At 71.0% G+C, this 16,388-nt stretch carries 13 protein-coding genes; 6 read left to right on the forward strand and 7 right to left on the reverse strand.

Features of this window, described 5'->3' with window-relative positions; genetic code table 11:
• Nucleotides 1–77 precede the first annotated feature (77 nt).
• Complete coding sequence (locus tag ABRP24_RS16585) at nucleotides 78–569, forward strand: pyridoxamine 5'-phosphate oxidase family protein (RefSeq protein ID WP_027466283.1); 492 nt, start codon at nucleotides 78–80, stop codon at nucleotides 567–569.
• 155 nt (nucleotides 570–724) lie between these two features.
• Here the strand turns inward: ABRP24_RS16585 and ABRP24_RS16590 are convergent, their stop codons facing one another.
• Nucleotides 725–1,972: a hypothetical protein gene (locus ABRP24_RS16590; protein WP_051596880.1), complete on the reverse strand. Its 1,248-nt coding sequence runs from the start codon at nucleotides 1,970–1,972 to the stop codon at nucleotides 725–727.
• A gap of 204 nt (nucleotides 1,973–2,176) precedes the next feature.
• On the opposite strand from ABRP24_RS16590, the gene ABRP24_RS16595 reads away from it, so the two are divergent.
• Together ABRP24_RS16595 and ABRP24_RS16600 are read left to right on the forward strand one after the other, a co-directional pair.
• Nucleotides 2,177–3,586 carry an MFS transporter gene (locus tag ABRP24_RS16595; protein WP_071247565.1) on the forward strand — a complete coding sequence of 470 codons (1,410 nt, stop codon included), beginning with the start codon at nucleotides 2,177–2,179 and terminating at the stop codon, nucleotides 3,584–3,586.
• 133 nt (nucleotides 3,587–3,719) lie between these two features.
• Nucleotides 3,720–4,496 carry an endonuclease/exonuclease/phosphatase family protein gene (locus tag ABRP24_RS16600; protein WP_349849434.1) on the forward strand — a complete coding sequence of 259 codons (777 nt, stop codon included), beginning with the start codon at nucleotides 3,720–3,722 and terminating at the stop codon, nucleotides 4,494–4,496.
• A 587-nt stretch (nucleotides 4,497–5,083) separates the two neighbouring features.
• Here the strand turns inward: ABRP24_RS16600 and ABRP24_RS16605 are convergent.
• Both ABRP24_RS16605 and ABRP24_RS16610 read right to left on the reverse strand, forming a co-directional pair.
• Nucleotides 5,084–7,735: an MMPL family transporter gene (locus ABRP24_RS16605; RefSeq protein WP_027466130.1), complete on the reverse strand. Its 2,652-nt coding sequence runs from the start codon at nucleotides 7,733–7,735 to the stop codon at nucleotides 5,084–5,086.
• Nucleotides 7,736–7,822: 87 nt separating this feature from the next.
• Nucleotides 7,823–8,461: a TetR/AcrR family transcriptional regulator gene (locus ABRP24_RS16610; protein ID WP_027466131.1), complete on the reverse strand. Its 639-nt coding sequence runs from the start codon at nucleotides 8,459–8,461 to the stop codon at nucleotides 7,823–7,825.
• A gap of 185 nt (nucleotides 8,462–8,646) precedes the next feature.
• On the opposite strand from ABRP24_RS16610, the gene ABRP24_RS16615 reads away from it, so the two are divergent.
• Nucleotides 8,647–10,128, forward strand: coding sequence for a mannitol dehydrogenase family protein (locus ABRP24_RS16615; RefSeq protein ID WP_301600910.1), 1,482 nt, complete (start codon nucleotides 8,647–8,649; stop codon nucleotides 10,126–10,128).
• 77 nt (nucleotides 10,129–10,205) lie between these two features.
• Here the strand turns inward: ABRP24_RS16615 and ABRP24_RS16620 are convergent, their stop codons facing one another.
• Entirely contained in the window at nucleotides 10,206–10,763 is a 558-nt protein-coding gene (locus tag ABRP24_RS16620) for a GNAT family N-acetyltransferase (protein WP_301565768.1), read from the reverse strand.
• 42 nt (nucleotides 10,764–10,805) lie between these two features.
• On the opposite strand from ABRP24_RS16620, the gene bla reads away from it, so the two are divergent.
• Nucleotides 10,806–11,774 (forward strand): class A beta-lactamase, encoded by a 969-nt coding sequence (bla, locus tag ABRP24_RS16625; protein ID WP_349849835.1) that lies wholly within the window; start codon nucleotides 10,806–10,808, stop codon nucleotides 11,772–11,774.
• A 46-nt stretch (nucleotides 11,775–11,820) separates the two neighbouring features.
• On the opposite strand, the gene ABRP24_RS16630 is transcribed toward bla, so the two are convergent.
• The gene (locus ABRP24_RS16630; RefSeq protein WP_071246856.1) at nucleotides 11,821–12,810 is read right to left on the reverse strand and encodes an alpha/beta hydrolase; all 990 of its coding nucleotides are present in this window, start codon (nucleotides 12,808–12,810) and stop codon (nucleotides 11,821–11,823) included.
• A gap of 59 nt (nucleotides 12,811–12,869) precedes the next feature.
• A complete protein-coding gene (locus tag ABRP24_RS16635) occupies nucleotides 12,870–13,802 on the reverse strand; it encodes an NADP-dependent oxidoreductase (RefSeq protein ID WP_349849833.1) in 933 nt (310 codons plus the stop codon).
• A gap of 104 nt (nucleotides 13,803–13,906) precedes the next feature.
• Here ABRP24_RS16635 and ABRP24_RS16640 point away from each other — a divergent pair, with 104 nt between their 5' ends.
• Nucleotides 13,907–14,401 carry a MarR family transcriptional regulator gene (locus ABRP24_RS16640; RefSeq protein WP_349849831.1) on the forward strand — a complete coding sequence of 165 codons (495 nt, stop codon included), beginning with the start codon at nucleotides 13,907–13,909 and terminating at the stop codon, nucleotides 14,399–14,401.
• Between the two features lie 104 nt (nucleotides 14,402–14,505).
• Here ABRP24_RS16640 and ABRP24_RS16645 read toward each other — a convergent pair whose 3' ends face one another.
• Nucleotides 14,506–16,272, reverse strand: a complete 1,767-nt coding sequence (locus tag ABRP24_RS16645; protein WP_349849829.1) for a hypothetical protein — start codon at nucleotides 16,270–16,272, stop codon at nucleotides 14,506–14,508.
• Nucleotides 16,273–16,388: the final 116 nt, after the last annotated feature.

Here is a 16,388-nt window from a genome sequence, read left to right on the forward strand (position 1 = left end):
CTGGTCGGAACGGTACGGCCCCGTGCACCGACGGTCGCACGTCGAGCGGAGCGGGGCGCATGACGCAAAGGAGCACCATGACCGACACACAGACGGACCAGCGCGCCGCCATCTCGGACATCGTCCACGGCGCCCACACGGCACTGCTCACCACGGTGAGTGAGGACGGGAACCTGCACGCCAGGCCCCTCGCGGTGCAGGACAAGACGTTCCACGGGACCCTGCGGTTCCTGGTGCAGGACGGCAGCGAGAAGGTCGAGGACATCGCGCGGAACCCGCACGTCAACGTCTCGATCGAGTCGCAGGGCGGGTACCTGTCCATCGCCGGGACCGCGACCGTGACCCGGGACGACTCGGTCGTCGACGAGCTGTGGTCCCCGTTCGCCGAGGCCTGGTTCCCGGAGGGCCGCCAGGACCCGTCGATCCGGCTGCTGACGGTCGAGGGGGTCTCGGTCGAGTACTGGACCCAGGACACCGGTCCGGTCGGCAGCCTGGTGCAGATGTTCAAGGCGGCGCTCGGCAAGCAGAGTCAGCCGGACACCGGCGACCACGGCACGATCGAGCTCTGAGGCGCGACGCCTGAGACGCGACGCATGACGCACGACGCGCGACGCCGCCGTCCTGTCGGGACGGCGGCGTCGTGTCATGTCATGTCGGGGCGCGGGGCGCGGGGCGCGGGGCGCGGTGTCGTGCCCGGTGCATGCTCGGGCTGCGCGTCAGCCGCTCACGGAGGGCCGAGCAGCCACAGCACCGCGACCAGCACCGGCTGCCCGGCCAACGCGCCCGTCACGAGGGTCCACCGCATCCAGGGCTTCGCGACCAGCTCGGGTGACCCGAACAGCGGCGCGAGCGGCATGAGCAGCCGCGGGGTCGAGGCCATCGGCAGCGACACCGCGAAGATGTACAGCGCGTACGCGGCCGAGTACAGCACCGTCGTGGGCCCGAGCCGCAGCGTCGACCGGCGCAGCAACCAGATCGGGTAGGTGACGAGCAGGAACACCACGATCAGGATCCCGCCCACGCCGAGCCAGCGGCCCGCGATCAGGAACCACGGCGTCAGCGGCACGAAGTCCACCCGGCCGATGAAGTTCACCCACCAGGACATCTCGGTCTCCAGGTAGGCGTTCGGTGTCCCGGTGGCGTGCGAGGCGATCACCGGCCAGGCGAGCCCGGCGAGGACCATGGTCAGCCCCGCGGCGACGACCCGGACCTGCTCGCGGAGCGGGAAGCCCTCGAACACCCGGCCGGTCTCGCGCCGTGCACGGACCCACCGCACGAGTGCGACGACACCGAGCACGAGCGGGATCGCCAGGGCGCCCGGGCGGGTGAAGGCCGCGGCGACGCCGAGTGCCGTCAGGAGCCCGTAGCGCCGACGTTCCAGCGCGAGCAGCGCCCCGAACGACAGTGCGAGGAACATGCTCTCCGCGTACCCGACCTGCAGCAGGAACGAGAGCGGACCGCAGCTGAAGAAGAAGACCGCCCACATCGCCGCGGCGTGCCCGGCACGGTCCCGCACCAGGCGGTGCAGCAGGTAGGTGGCGAGCAGTCCGGCGACGATCGCGACGAGCGGGGCGCCGAGTTCGAACGGCACCCCGGTCGAGGCGGTCAGCGCCCGGATCGTGAAGGGGAACGCCGGCAGGAAGGCCCAGGCGTTCTGCGCGACGTTGCCGGCGGCATCGAGCGGCAGCGCGTCGGGGTACCCGTGCAGCGAGATCTGCTCGTAGTACTGCCCGTCCCACGCCACCAGGAAGGCGCCGAACCCGTGCTCGTTGCCCCAGATCGCGTTGCCCGGGAGCGCACGATCGATGAGCGGGTAGGCGAGCGCGAGCCACAGGGTCGACAGGACCCGGCCGCCCGTCCAGACGAGCAGGACCGCCGCCCACGCCGGCAGGGAGGCCACGGTGTCCAGGACACGTCGTCGGCCGCTGGCCACGCCCGCGGCGACCACGCCGGCGCTGTCGGTGCGGCTCACGCGCGAGGTCCTCGGCGTTCGGGTGGTCGGGTCGGCACCCGGCCAGGGTAGTCGGCCCGAGCATGAGGATCGCCCGGAACCGCGCCTGGAGGCCCGTCCCGCGTCGTGCGCGCCGCGTCGCGCCCGGTGGGCGGCCGGTGCGGCGTCCGGCGGGCGGCCCGTCCGTGACGGCGCGGACGTCCGCGGGCATAGTCTCGGTGGGCGATGACGACGACGGCGACGACACCCAGACGACGGACGGGCAGCACGGCGGTCGCCGTGCTGGTGGCCGGGACCTTCTTCATGGAACTCCTGGACGGCACGATCCTGGCGACCGCCGCCCCGGCCATGGGGCGTGACCTCGGGGTCGACTCCGCCGCGGTGGGCGTCGCGATCACCGCGTACCTCGTGACCCTCGCGGTGTTCATCCCGGTGTCCGGCTGGCTGACCGACCGGATCGGGTCCCGGACGGTCTTCGCCGGTGCCATCGCGCTGTTCACGATCGCGTCCGCCCTGTGCGCGCTGTCCACCGGGCTGGTCGAGCTGACACTGTGGCGCATCCTGCAGGGCCTCGGTGGGGCGCTCATGGTGCCCGTCGGCCGGCTCGTCGTGCTCCGGAGCGCCGGGCGCGAACAACTCGTCACCGCCATCGCCATCCTGACCTGGCCGGCCCTCGCCGCACCGATCATCGCGCCGTTCATCGGCGGGGTCCTCGTCGAGACGCTGACCTGGCACTGGATCTTCCTCATCAACATCCCGCTCGGCGTCATCGCCTTCGTCGCCGCCCTGGTGCTCGTGCCGCAGGAGCGTGCGGCGCAGCGCGTGCCGTTCGATTGGTTCGGGTCGCTGCTCGCCTGCGTCGGGCTCGGCTCGCTCGTGGTGATGGCCTCGCTGCTCGCGCTGGAGGTCGTGCCGGTCACCGCGGTCGTCGTCTCCGGGGTCCTCGGCGCGGTGTGCTGCTGGCTCGCGATCCGGCACTTCCGCCGGGCTCCGCACCCGATCATGGGGCTCGACGCGTTCCGACTCGAGACCTTCCGGGTGTCGCACGCCGGCGGCAGCCTGTTCCGCCTGGCGGTGTCCGCGGTGCCGTTCGTGCTCCCGCTGCTGTTCCAGGACGCCTGGGGCTGGAGCGCCGTGCTGGCCGGGTCCGCGGTGCTGTGGGTGTTCGTCGGCAACCTCGGCATCAAGCCGATGACGACCCCGTTCCTCCGCTGGTTCGGCTACCGCCCGGTGATCATCGTGTCGTCGGCCGTCGCCGCGCTGACCGTGGTCGCGATGGCGTTCATGACCGAGGACACCCCGTTCTGGCTGCTCGCCGTGCTGCTCGTCGTCAGCGGCGCAGCCCGCTCCGTGGGCTTCACGGCGTACAACACCATCGCCTTCGCCGACGTCGAGCAGGCCGACATGACCCCCGCGAACACGCTGTCGTCGACGCTGCAGCAGACCGCCGCGGGCTTCGGTGTCGCCGTCGCCGCCGTGGTCATCCGTGCGGCCTCCGGCCTGGGCGGTGACGGACCGTACACGGCCGCGTTCTGGGTCATCGCCGCCCTGCTCGTCGTCGCCTGCGTCGAGGGCATCCTGATGAGTCGCACAGCGGGCGACACCGTCCGCCCGGTCCGCCGTGTCCGCGCCTGATCCCGCCGCTGTCCGTTTCCGTCACGGTCACACGGACGAAACCCGGCAGGCGTTACAGTCTCAGCAACCGTCCGCGGTACCCGAGTACGGTGACCGCGGCAGGGTGACCGGAACACCCGGACAGGAAGGCAGCATGGCCGCGCCAGAGCAGCAGAGCACGATCGCATCAGAGCAGACCGTGCAGCCCACGCAGCTCCGTGTCGTCAGTTACAACCTCCGCGAGCACACCGCGAACAGCGAGCTCGCCGCACTGGCCGAGGCCTCCGAAGCCGACGTCCTGTGCGTGCAGGAGTGCGACAGCAACGACCTCGCACCGTCGATCGGCGGCCTCTCGCTCGCCGCGTCGACCCGCACCAACCGACTCGGGCTCGCGATCTACAAGCGTGACGACCGCTTCGAGGTGCAGGACTTCAGCATCCACTCCCTGCAGAAGTCGCTGCACGACCGGGTCCTCGCACCCGCGCACGAGCGGCTCATCGCGATGCACCTGCGTGACACCGAGGCCGACGCCGAGGTCGTCGTCGCCTCGTTCCACGCCTCACCGCTCACCGCGACGAACTCCCTGCGCCGCAAGCAGATCGAGGCGGCGCACCAGTTCCTGCGCGAGCTGGCGAAGGACGTCCCCGCGGTCATGGTCGGTGACTTCAACTACCCGTGGTTCCAGACGAACCTGCGCCGCAAGATCGAGCAGCACGGCTTCGCCCTGTCGCTGTCCGACCAGCCGACGTACCTGCGCTACCGCAAGTTCACCGGCCACTTCGACTTCGCGACGAGCGTCGGCCTGCACATCGCCGGCGTCGAGACCCTGCCGGCCGGCATCTCCGACCACCGCCCGATCCTGGTGCGTGCCCACTACGAGCACCCGGGCGAGACCGGCGCTGTCACCACCGTCGCGGCTCCCGCCGCCTGACCTGGCGCTGCTGCTGTCGCTCGCCGCTCGTGCCGAGGTCGCTCGACGTGCCGCGGGTGTGGCGCCGAGTGGTCGGCAACTGTCGGTTGCGGGGGCGGCGGGCGACGGTTCGTGCACCTTCGGCGGAGGTGAGCGGGGAGTCGTGACCGTTCGGCGGTCGATGCCGAGCGCGTCGGCGGTTCCTCGGTGGCGTGTGCCGAGGTCGCTCGACGTGCCGCGGGTGTGGCGTTGAGTGGTCGGGAACTGTCGGTTGCGGGGGTGTCGGGCGACGGTTCGTGCACCTTCGGCGGAGGTGAGCGGGGAGTCGTGACCGCTCGGCAGTCGATGCCGAGCGCGTCGGCGGTTCCTCGGTGGCGTGTGCCGAGGTCGCTCGACGTGCCGCGGGTGTGGCGCCGAGTGGTCGGGAACTGTCGGTTGCCGGGGCGTCGGACGACGGTTCGTGCGCCTTCGGCGGAGGTGAGCGGGGAGTCGTGACCGTTCGGCGCACGACGTTTGGCGCGTCCGTCGGAGCGGCGACGCATCGGAGGCCCGGTGCCGGTCTCGTGGACCGGCACCGGGCCTCCAGGGTGGTGGCGCTGGTGCGTCGACTACGCGCGGTGCGCGGGCGGGTGCCCCGAGTCGTGCGCGTTCGCGTCCGGCTCCACGGGGAGCGCGTGGGTGCCGGTGTGCGTGTCCTCGTGGCCGGCGACCGGGTGGGTGCGCTCGAGCTTCGCGCCCTCCACGTCGACGTCCGGCACGATGCGGTCGAGCCACTTCGGGAACCACCAGGCGCTCTTGCCGAGCAGGTGCATCGCCGACGGGATGAGCAGCATGCGGACGACGAAGGCGTCGATCAGCACACCGAACGCCAGCCCGAAGCCGATCGGCTTGATGGTGGACGAGTCCGAGAAGATGAAGCCCGCGAACACGGAGATCATGATGATCGCCGCCGCCGTGACCACCGCGCGACCCGCGTGCAGGCCGCGCTGGACGGCCACCTTCGCGCTCGCACCGTGGGCGTAGGCCTCACGCATGCCGGACACCAGGAACAGCTGGTAGTCCATCGCCAGACCGAACAGGATGCCGATCTCGATGATGGGCAGGAAGCTCAGGATCGGTGCCGGGTCGTGCACACCGAAGACCGAGCCGAGCCAGCCGAACTGGTAGATCGCGGTCAGCCCGCCGAACGACGCCAGCACGGACAGGATGAACCCGGCGGTGGCGGTGATCGGCACGAGGAACGACCGGAACACGATGATCAGGATGATCAGGGACAGCCCGACGACCACCACGAGGTAGAGCGGCAGCACGTTCGAGAGCTTCTCGGACACGTCGATGTTCGCCGACGCGTTGCCGGCGACACCGAGGGTGACCTTGCCGTCGTCGGTGGAGACGGTCTGCTCGCGCAGGTCCTTCACGACGTTCTCGGTGGAGACGCTGTCCGGGCCGCCGGCGGGCTTCACCTGGAACGCGATGATGTCGCGGTCCTTCGAGGCGCCGATGGGCAGCACGGCCTTCACGTCGTCGTTCTTCGCGATCGCCTGGCCGATGGTGACCTCGGTCGCGGTGACGTCGCTCTTGCTGATCGACTCCGGCAGGGTCGCCACGACGAGCAGCGGGCCGTTCTGACCGGCGCCGAACTCCTTCTCGAGCGTCTTGTAGGCCTTGTACTGGCTCGACTCGACGGCCTCGGACGAACCGCTCGGCAGGCCGAGGCGCATCTGGGTCGCGGGCAGGGCGATGGTGCCGAGCACCGCGACGCCGAGGACGAGCGTGATGACCGCGCGCCAGCTCGACATCGGCTTGTTCGGGATCCGCGTGGAGTCGGTGTTGCCGATCTTCGCGCGCTCCTTCTTCCGCAGGATCCGCATGCCGATGAGCGACAGCAGGGCCGGGGTGAACGAGGTCGCGATGAGGATCGCGAAGAGCACCGCGACCGCACCGACCGTGCCCATCAGGCCGAGGAACGGGATGCCGGTGATGTTCAGCGCGAGCAGCGCGACGATGACCGTCGCACCGGCGAACACCACGGCGTTGCCCGAGGTGCCGTTCGCGAGCCCGATTGACTCGTGCACCTGCATGCCCTGCTTCAGCTGGGTCCGGTGCCGGTTCAGGATGAACAGCGAGTAGTCGATGCCGACCGCCAGGCCCAGCATCACCCCCAGCACCGGCGTGACCGAGATGAACTCGACGACGCTCGAGAACGACAGGGCGGTGAGCGAAGCGACTCCGACGCCGAGGACGGCGCTGACGAGCGGGACCGCGGCGCCGATGACCGTGCGGAGCATCAGGAGCAGCACGATCGCGGCGATGATGACACCGCCGATCTCACCCGGGCCGAGGATCGACGGCACGCCCTGTGCGATGTCGTTCGAGACGTACACGTTGACGCCCTGGATGTCGGCCGACTCGGCGTCGTCCGCGATGGCGGTCTTCGTGTCCGCGGGGACCTCGTAGGTCGACTTCGTGAACTGCACGGTGCCGATCGCTGCGCTGCCGTTGTCCGACACGAAGCGGATGTCCTTCGACAGGTCGAGCAGGTCCGAGCCCTGTTCGAGCTGCTGCTCGTTGTCGTCGAGCTTCTGCTTGTTCGTGTCGATCGTCTTCTGGGCGGTCGCGATCTGCTGCTCACCGGCGTCGATCTGGGCCTGCTGGGCGTCGATCTGTGCCTGCGCCTGCTGGAGCTGGGCGGCCGCGGCCTGCGCCTGTGCGGCGGGGACGGCTGCGCCGCCGGCGGCCTGCGCCTGGGCCTTCTGCGCGTCGAGCTGCGCCTGGGCGGTCGCGATCTTCTGCTTGCCGGACTCGAGCTGCGCCTTCTGGGCGTCGAGCTGCTGCTGGCCGGTCTCGATCTTCGCGCGACCGGACTCGATCTGGTCACGCCCGTCGACGATCTTCTGCCGCTGGTCGTCGAGCTGCTGCTGCGTGGCGAAGCCGCTCGTCGTGCCCTTGACGCCGTCGAGCTTCTCGAGGCTGGTCAGGAAGTCGTCGATTTCGGACTGCTGCGACGACGAGATCGCCTTGCCGTCCTTCGTCTCGAAGACGATCGTGCCGTTGCCGCCGTTCGCCGACGGGAACTTGTCGGCGAGCTGGTCCTGCACCTGACTGGTCTTGGTGTTCGGGATCGTGATCGACGACGAGATGGTGCCGGCGAAGAGCGTGTACGTGACGCCCGCGACGGCCATGATCGCGACCCAGGTGATGATCACGAGCCAGTGGCGTCGTGCGGAGAACCGTCCGAGACGGTAGAGGAGACCGGCCATGCGGGTGCCTGCGGTCCTTTCGATGTCAGGTGCTGGTGGTGCGGGGTGCGCCGGTGGACCCCTGGGGGATGAGGAGGTGGGGCGGTGTCAGTCGTCGGCCATGTAGCCGCTGCGGACGCTGTGCACGAGTCGGGCGAGCAGGTCGTCCCACGCGTCGAGCGCCGGCTGGTCGAGCTCGGGGCCGGACGTCGCCAGCCAGTGCTCCGCGATGACGACGATGCCGCTCATGAGCGACTCGACGAGCAGCGCGGCGTCGAGGGGGTCCGCGGCCGGGTAGCGCCGGGCGACCTCGTGCCGGAGCCGTTCGGTCACACGCGAGAACGCCGTCTGGGTCAGGACCGCGGCCTTCGGGTCGTCCTTGCCGGGGTCGCCGAGGATCCGGTACATGCTGGCGATCGCCGGAGCCAGGTCGGCGCCGCGGGCCGCGGACTCGAGCTCGTCGAACATCGACGCCCGGCTGCCGTCGCCGACCGGGGTCCGGGCCATGTCGGCGAGGAACCGGTCGATGATGACGGACAGCTCCTGTTCGCACACGGCCAGCAGGACCTCGTCGAGCGAGGCGAAGTGGTTGAACACGGTGCGGCGGGCGATGTCCGCCCGGGCGGCGAGGTCGTCCACGCTGAAGTCGCGGCCGCCGCGCTCGTCGATCAGGTCGCGAGCGGCCTGCAGGATCGCCGCACGGTGCTTCGCCTTGAGGGCAGCACGGCGGTCGGTCGCGATGGTCACGAGATGGAACACTAGGTGCATCGATGCACTCGGTGCAACGAGGTTGAGTGCATCCCCAGGTTCGTCCCCCGGTGCAGAACGCCTGTGCTGCACCACTGTTCTGCCGGAGGTGTCGGGTGCCAGACTGGACGGACGAACCGCCGCGTCACCGCTCGCGGATCCGCCGCCGTACGAAGGAGTACCCGATGCCCGTCCGCCTGTCCCCGGAGACCCTCGACGAGATCGCCGCGAGCGGTGTCGCCGTGCCCACCTACGACCGCGACGGCATCACCGCCGGCATCGTCCACTTCGGCGTCGGCGGGTTCCACCGCGCGCACCAAGCGATGGTGATCGACCGGCTCATGCAGCAGGGCGACGCCCGCGAGTACGGCATCTGCGGCGTCGGCGTGCTCGAGCAGGACCGTCGGATGGCGACCGCGATGGCCGAACAGGGCGGCCTGTACACGCTCGTCCTCAAGCACCCGGACGGTACCCGCGAGTCCCGTGTCGTCGGCAGCATCGTCGAGTACCTGCTCGCCGTCGACGACCCCGACGCCGTCGTCGAGAAGATGGCGCACCCGGACACCAGGATCGTCAGCCTGACCATCACCGAGGGCGGCTACAACTTCGATCACGTCACCGGCGAGTTCGTCGCCGACGAACCCGGCGTCGCGGCCGACCTGCGCGGCGACGGCCCACCCCGCACGGTGTTCGGCCTGGTGGTCGAGGCACTGCGCCGCCGTCGGGACCGCGGCCTCGCCCCGTTCACCGTGATGTCCTGCGACAACATCCAGGGCAACGGGCACGTCGCCCGGTCGATGTTCACCGCCTACGCCCGGCTGCAGGACCCGGCCTTCGCGGACTGGATGGACGAGCACGTGGCGTTCCCGAACTCGATGGTCGACCGCATCACCCCGGTCACCGCCGACGAGGACCGCGCCTGGGTCCGCGACGAGCTCGGCATCGACGACGCCTGGCCCGTCGTCGCCGAACCGTTCTTCCAGTGGGTGCTCGAGGACGACCACCCCGCTGGCCGCCCGCCATACGAGGACGCCGACGTCCAGCTCGTCGACGACGTCGAGCCGTACGAACTCATGAAGCTCCGGCTCCTCAACGCCAGCCACCAGGGGCTCTGCTACTTCGGGTACCTGTCCGGGTACCGCTACGCGCACGAGGCCACGCAGGACCCGGCGATCGCGACCTTCCTGCGCCGCTACATGGACGAAGAGGGCACGCCGACGCTGCACCCCGTGCCCGGCATCGACCTGGAGGACTACAAGTCGACCCTGATCGAGCGCTTCCAGAACCCCGAGGTGCGCGACACCCTCGCCCGGCTCTGCGCCGAGTCGAGCGACCGGATCCCGAAGTGGCTGCTCCCCGTCGTGCGCGAGAACGTGGCGGCCGGTCGCCCCGTCACGCTGTCTGCCGGCATCGTCGCGTCGTGGGCCCGCTACGACGAGGGCACCGACGAGTCCGGTGAACCCATCGAGATCGTCGACCGGCTCGCCGAACCCCTGCACCGCATCGCCCTGACCCAGCGCGAGGACCGTCTCGCCTTCATCGCGAACCGCCAGGTCTTCGGCGACCTGGTCGACGACGAGCGGTTCGTCGCCGCGTACCGCGACGCCCTGGACGGGCTCATCGCGGACGGCGCGCACGCCACCCTGGCGCGCCTGTCGCGGTCCTGAGACGCGACCGACCGACGGACGGGAGGCCCGTGGCGGCGCCGCCACGGGCCTCCCGTCCGCCTGCTGCCGTCAGCCGCTCACCGCGGGACGTCGTCCCACGGCACCGGAGTGGTCTCGCCCGTCTCCCAGTCGCGGCGCAGCACGCCGTAGCCGACCGACCCGACGGCCGGGCCCCCGTCGACGGGCCACGCCTCGCGGTAGTGGGCCTCCTGCACCCACCCGGCGCGGACGAAGACCCGGCGCATGGCGGTGTTGTCCTCGCGGGTCTGGCCCTCGAAGCGGGTGATCGCCGGCATCGTCGTGAACACGTGGTCGGTCACCGCACGCAGGGCGGGGACCCCGAGGCCACGACCCCGGAACCGACCGGCCAGGCGCAGGTCGAACAGGGGGACGGGGTCGGCCAGGTCCTCGAGGCGGACCAGACCGATCCGCCCGTGGTCGTCGTGGTCGAGCCAGGAGGTGTCGTGCTCGTCGTCGCGGTAGGCACCGGAGTCGACGGCGCTCGCCGCGTCGGCCGCGCTGATGCGGCGTCGGACGTGGAACGGGAACTCCTCGGACGTCAGGAACGCGAGCAACTCCTGGCGGTCGGCGCCGGTGGGGTCCAGGCGGGTCAGGCGGACGGCGGGAGCTGGCATGCCGCTCAGGGTAGTTGCACGGTGATCGGGCAGGCTCGGGATGTGCGAGGTGGGACGAGGACGACGACCGCGGCCCTGACGGCCCTGGTGCTGGTCGGGTTGGTGGGGTGCTCCGGCGACCCGGGTGGGGCGTCGACCGGGCCGACGTCGTCGGCGTCGGCGTCGGCTTCTGCAACGGCTTCTGGTTCTGGGTCGGCTTCCGAGTCCGCGGCGCCGTCGACCGATCCGGCCACTGCCCGGGCCTTCGCGGCGCTGGAGCGGCGGTACGACGCACGGCTCGGGGTCGTCGCCGTCGACACCGGGGACGATCGGACGATCGCGCACCGTGCGGGGGAGCGGTTCGCGTTCGCGTCGACGAACAAGGTGTTCATCGCGGCTGCGGTCCTCGACGCCTCGTTCGACGCCGACCTGGCGACCGTCGTGCACTACGACCGCGGCGACCTGCTCGAGTACGCGCCCGTGACGAGCGAGCACGTCGACACCGGGATGACGGTGCGCGAGCTCATCGACGCCGCGCTCCGCTCCAGCGACAACACCGCGGCGAACCTGCTGGTGGAGCGGCTCGGCGGGCCGGACGCCGTCGAGCGGTGGCTGCGCGGCATCGGGGACCGGACGACGCGTGTCGACCGGGTCGAACCCGACCTGAACGAGGCGACCCCGGGCGACCGACGGGACACGACGACACCGGAGCGGTTCGCGGCGGACCTCCGGACCGTGCTGCTCGGGGACGCCCTCGACGCCGCCGACCGGCGGGTGCTCCGCGAGGCGATGCTCGGCAACACGACCGGCGACGCGACGATCCGTGCCGGGGTGGACCCGTCGTGGCGGGTCGCCGACAAGACCGGCACGGCGTCCTACGGGGTGCGGAACGACATCGCGGTCGTGACGCCGCCGGGGCGGGCGCCCATCGTGCTCGTCGTGATGACGAGCCGGGCCGATACCGGTGCGGAGCCGTCGGACGCGCTCGTCGCCGCGGCGACCCGTGCCGCGGTGGCCGGGTTGGCCGACTGAGTCGCACGCGTCGCGGGATCAGCGTCGCGGGACTGTCGTCGCGGGACTAGCGGAGGGTGGTCGCCCAGCGCCCGATGGCGTCGTAGGCCCGTTCCCGCACCTCCGGCGCGGACAGCACCACGTCGTGCAGGGCACCTTCGAGTCGACGGACCGTGACCTCCTCGCCCAGGGAGAGCGAGCGGTGCGCCACGGTGTCGACGTTCAGGGCGACGTCGGCGCGCGCCATCCCGGGGTCCCACCGCGGCTGGAGCATGCTCTTGTCGCTCAGCATCACCAGGGTCGGCACCCCGATGCCGAGGCCCTTCTCGACCTGTGCCTGGCCGTCGAAGACCGCGGCGAGCCACCCGGGGTGCAGGGGGAAGCCGCGCTCCGGCCGCCACTTCTGTTCGTAGGTCCACGACCCCTCGCCCTCGGCCGAGACGGTTCGGGTGTAGAAGCCGGGGTCGACGGCGGGCATCGGAGCGAGGGGGTTCCGCCGGGCACCGAGCTTGATGACCGGTGCGACGATGGCCCGGCCGACCGCGGTGGCCTGGAACTCGAGCCACGGGCTGTTCAGCACGAGGCCGTGCACGAGCTCCGGGTGCCGGGCTGCCCAGAGCGACAGGGTCAGGCCGCCGGTGGAGTGGCCCATCGGGACGAGCCGGCGGCGGTCCGAGCCGGGGTGCTCGGCCGAGATCGCGTCGAGCGCCGCGGCGATGTCCTCGTCGTACACCGCCAGGTCGTCGACCATGCCCGGGGTCTGGTACGGGCGCAGGCTCCGACCGTACTTCCGCAGGTCCAGCGCGTGGAACCGGGCACCGAGCCGCTCGAGGCGTTCGGCGAGCTCGACCTGGAAGAAGTAGTCCGACCAGCCGTGCACGTAGAGCAGGTCGACCCCGTGCAGGGGCCCACGGCCGTGCAGCAGCAGGTCCGTCGGGGTGTGCCGGCGGCGGACCAGGGTGGCGACGACGGGTCCCTCGGAGTCGGTGCCGAGCGGCAGTTCGAGCCGTTCGTACGGTGCTCCGAGCACGTCCTCGTGCCACCCCTGGTCCGTCATGCGCCGAGCGTATCCGGCGCTGCTGCGGGTGGTGCGGGTGCGGCGGGGTCGCGCCGCCGTCACCCGGCCAGGACCACGACCTTGCCGCTGATCCGTCCCGCGGCCGCCTCGGCGTGCAGCGACGGCAGTTCCGCCAGTGGGATGCGCCGGGTGACCTCGACCGTGAGCGCCCCGGCGTCGACCAGGGACACCAGCTCCGCCAGGCGTTCGCGGTTGCGCAGGACGAACACCGTCGCCGCCCGGACCCCGCGGGAGTCGTCGCCCGGCGTGGCCATGAACGCCGTGGTGCTCACGACCGCGCCGCCGTCGCGCACGACGTCGACCAGTGCCGCGAAGTCCTGCGGGTCGATCGGGGCGAGGTTGAGCAGCACGTCGACCGGCTCCGTCACGGCGGCGCGGACGTCGGTCGTGCTGTGGTCGATCACCTCGTGGGCGCCGGCTGCCCGGACGGCCTCGATGCTGCGCGGACTCGCCGTCGCGATGACGTGGACCCCGGCGCGCACGGCGAGCTGGATCGCGTACTTCCCGACGACACCGCCGGCGCCCGTGATCAGGACGCGCTGACCCGCCTCGAGCCGCCCGTCGTCGAACAGTGCCTGCCACGCGGTGAGTGCCACCGAGGGCAGGGCCGCCGCGTCGGGCAGCGGGACGCTCGTCGGTGCGGCGACGACCGCGTCCGCCGGGGCGACGACGTACTCGGCCGCCCCGCCGTCGCGTTCCATCGGCAGGAACGCGATGACGGCGTCCCCGACCGCGATCCCCTCGACGCCGTCGCCGAGCGCGTCGACGGTGCCGGACACGTCGTAGCCGGGGACGTGCGGCAGCTGGACCGGGATCGGCAGGAACCCGCCCCGCATCCCGTTGTCCGCCGCGTTGAACGCCGAGGCGGCGACGCGGAGTCGCACCTGCCCGGCGCCCGGGTTGGGCTGCTCGACGTCCTCGGTGCGGAGCACCTCGGGACCGCCGACCTCGTGGAACCGTACTGCCTGCATGATCGTGCCCTTCGTCGGTGCTGCTCGTTGTGCTTCGAGTTCGAAGCAACTGACGGAGACGCTAGCACTGCTTCGAACTCGAAGCAACGGCTAGGATGGGTTCCGTGACCGATACGCCGAACTCCCTGACCCCGACGCAGCTCGGGGCGTACTTCGCCTTCACCGAGGTGAGCAGCCTGCTGCGCCACGCGGTCGAGCGGCAGCTGCGCGACGTGGGCGGCCTGAGCTACGTGCAGTTCCAGCTGCTCGCCCGGCTCGGTGACGCACCGGGCGGGCAGCAGCGCATGACCGACCTCGCCGACGGGGTCGTCTACAGCCGCAGCGGGTTGACGTACCAGGCGCAACTGCTCGAGCAGCGTGGGCTGGTCACCCGCGGGCCCTCGCCCGACGACGAACGCAGCACGGTCGTGACGATCACCCGGGGCGGTCGTGACGTCCTCGCCGCCGTCTTCCCCGGGCACATCGAGGCGCTGCACACCCTGCTGTTCGCGTCGATGTCGGACGCGGACGTCGACGACCTCGCGCGGATCCTCGGGGGAGCGGCCGAGCACCTGCGTGCGGACCCGCCTCGATCGGCGGCGTCCCGGAAGCGCAGCTGATCGCAGGACGACGGCCGACTGCTCGTGGAGCAGCCGGCCGTCGTCCGTCAGGAGCGGACGCTCCCGTGCGCACCGTCAGGAGCATCCGCTCCCACGGGTGCCGATCAGTTGTACGACGCGAGTCGGTTCGGAGCGGTGTTGCCCGCAGGGGTGGGAACCGCGCCGCCGACGCCGTTGATGATGCTCGAGATGGTGCCCGTGTCGCCGAGCGAGACCGTGACGAGCCCGTGGGCGCGGACGCCGGCGGTCTGCGGGACCTCGAACGCCCGGTCGGCGTGCACGGACGGGTTCGTGTTGAAGAAGGCGTAGACGCCGCCGCCCCAGATCTCGTGCTTCGTGACCGAGGACGCCACCTTGTAGGCCGCGTAGCCCGCGCCGGTCGGACTCTGCCAGGATGCGTTGTCCGGGACGTCGTACGGCATCTCGTTCTGGAAGAAGATCGTCCTGCCGTTCTCACCGTTCCAGAGCACTTCGTACTTCTGGTAGTGCTCGACGAAGAGCCCGGTGGCGAGCACGTCGTTGCCGTTCACCTCGACCCCGGTCGCGCCGGTGTTGACGTTCCAGCCCGTCGGCGCGCCGCCGTGGTCGGCCCGCCAGGCCCAGATGTGGTCGATGAGTGTGTCGTCGGCGTTCACCTGCAGGGTGGTCGTCGCCCTGCCCTGCACGCTCGAACCGACGCGGAAGAAGACGTCCTGGATGCTCTGCGGATCTCCCGCGTGGTCGACGTGCGATCCGGCGCTGCCGAGGCGGACGAGCTGTGCGCTGTTCTGCGCGCCGGCGTCCACGACGAGGTTCGACACGTTCACCCCGGCGACGTCCGTCGACGTCAGCACGGCGTTGCCCCTGGTGGGGACGAGGGTCGGGAAGCCGATGCCCGTCACGACGGTGTCCGCCCTGGTGACGGCGATCGGCGAGTCGAGCTGGTACGTGCCCGGCGTGAAGAAGAGGTTGAGGCCCTGCGCCAGAGCGGCGTTGATCGTGGCGGCCGAGTCGCCCGGGTGAGCGACGTAGAAGTTCCGCATCGGGAGGTCGGTGCCAGCGGTGTTCGGCCACGTGACACCGCTCGCGTTCTGCTTGAGCGAGGGGACGAACACGTGGTACTTGTTCGACGAATCCACGTACAGGTACGGCTTCTCCCGTGTGGTCGGCGTGGTGGCGAGCGTCGTGTAGCTCTTCGAGAAGTCGTTCGCCGGGGCGCCCTCGACCCCGGAGAAGGTCATGTTCCAGTTGCCGCCCTGCCACGCCCCGATGGTCGAGTTCCGCGTGTACCACTGCTGTTGGGACCCGGAGGTCACCGTGCCGTCGACCCTGGTGTCGGCGATGTAGCCGCCGGACGAGTACCCCTGCCCACCGTCCTGGTTCGACGGGCCCATCGTCAGGTTGCCCTTCACGTGGACGCGGCGCATCGGAGCGGCCTGGGACACCGCCCACCGGTCGGTTCCGCTCTCGGGCGCGATCGCCACGTTCTCGACCGACCGCCAGAAGTTCTGTGTCGCGTTCTTCTCGTCGCCGGCATTCCACCCGGAGTCGACGTTCACCGCACCGTTGATCGTGACGTCGTCGGGGTTCTTGCCGAGCCCGGCGACCGACGTGTAGAAGCCGAGGTTCGCCCAGACCCGGCCGTAGCTGCCGGGCTTGAACAGGAAGGCGTGCCGCTGCGTGCCGAACTGCGCCGTCGTGCTGCGGAGCTGGCTGGTGAACGCCGCGTCGACGTCGGCCTGGATGGTCGACGCCGGCACCGTGGGGTCGTAGATCTTCACGTTGCTGCCGAAGTCCGGGGTGTCGCTCGTGGCGACTGCCTGGGCCGAGATCGCCGGAGCCAGTGCCCCCACGACACCGACGCTCAGGGCGAGCGCGAGGATTCGCTTCATCCGTCGTTGCATGATGCTCGATTCGTCATCGTGCGGCGTCGTTGCCGCACGGGACAGACCGTAGACCCGTTGCCGCGCTCGGACAGTCGGGAGAAAAGGGGACAAGTGCCCCGGTG

This window comes from Curtobacterium sp. WHRI 8282, from assembly GCF_040223925.2.
Taxonomy (GTDB): domain Bacteria; phylum Actinomycetota; class Actinomycetes; order Actinomycetales; family Microbacteriaceae; genus Curtobacterium; species Curtobacterium flaccumfaciens.

What these genes read in the sequence shown, in the direction of transcription:
- ABRP24_RS16645 (WP_349849829.1), bottom strand. Translation starts at nt 16,272, where the DNA reads ATGAAGCGAATCCTCGCGCTCGCCCTGAGCGTCGGTGTCGTGGGGGCA.
- ABRP24_RS16605 (WP_027466130.1), bottom strand. Translation starts at nt 7,735, where the DNA reads ATGGCCGGTCTCCTCTACCGTCTCGGACGGTTCTCCGCACGACGCCAC.
- ABRP24_RS16635 (WP_349849833.1), bottom strand. Translation starts at nt 13,802, where the DNA reads ATGCAGGCAGTACGGTTCCACGAGGTCGGCGGTCCCGAGGTGCTCCGC.
- ABRP24_RS16595 (WP_071247565.1), top strand. Translation starts at nt 2,177, where the DNA reads ATGACGACGACGGCGACGACACCCAGACGACGGACGGGCAGCACGGCG.
- ABRP24_RS16600 (WP_349849434.1), top strand. Translation starts at nt 3,720, where the DNA reads ATGGCCGCGCCAGAGCAGCAGAGCACGATCGCATCAGAGCAGACCGTG.
- ABRP24_RS16615 (WP_301600910.1), top strand. Translation starts at nt 8,647, where the DNA reads ATGCCCGTCCGCCTGTCCCCGGAGACCCTCGACGAGATCGCCGCGAGC.
- ABRP24_RS16585 (WP_027466283.1), top strand. Translation starts at nt 78, where the DNA reads ATGACCGACACACAGACGGACCAGCGCGCCGCCATCTCGGACATCGTC.
- ABRP24_RS16630 (WP_071246856.1), bottom strand. Translation starts at nt 12,810, where the DNA reads ATGACGGACCAGGGGTGGCACGAGGACGTGCTCGGAGCACCGTACGAA.
- ABRP24_RS16620 (WP_301565768.1), bottom strand. Translation starts at nt 10,763, where the DNA reads ATGCCAGCTCCCGCCGTCCGCCTGACCCGCCTGGACCCCACCGGCGCC.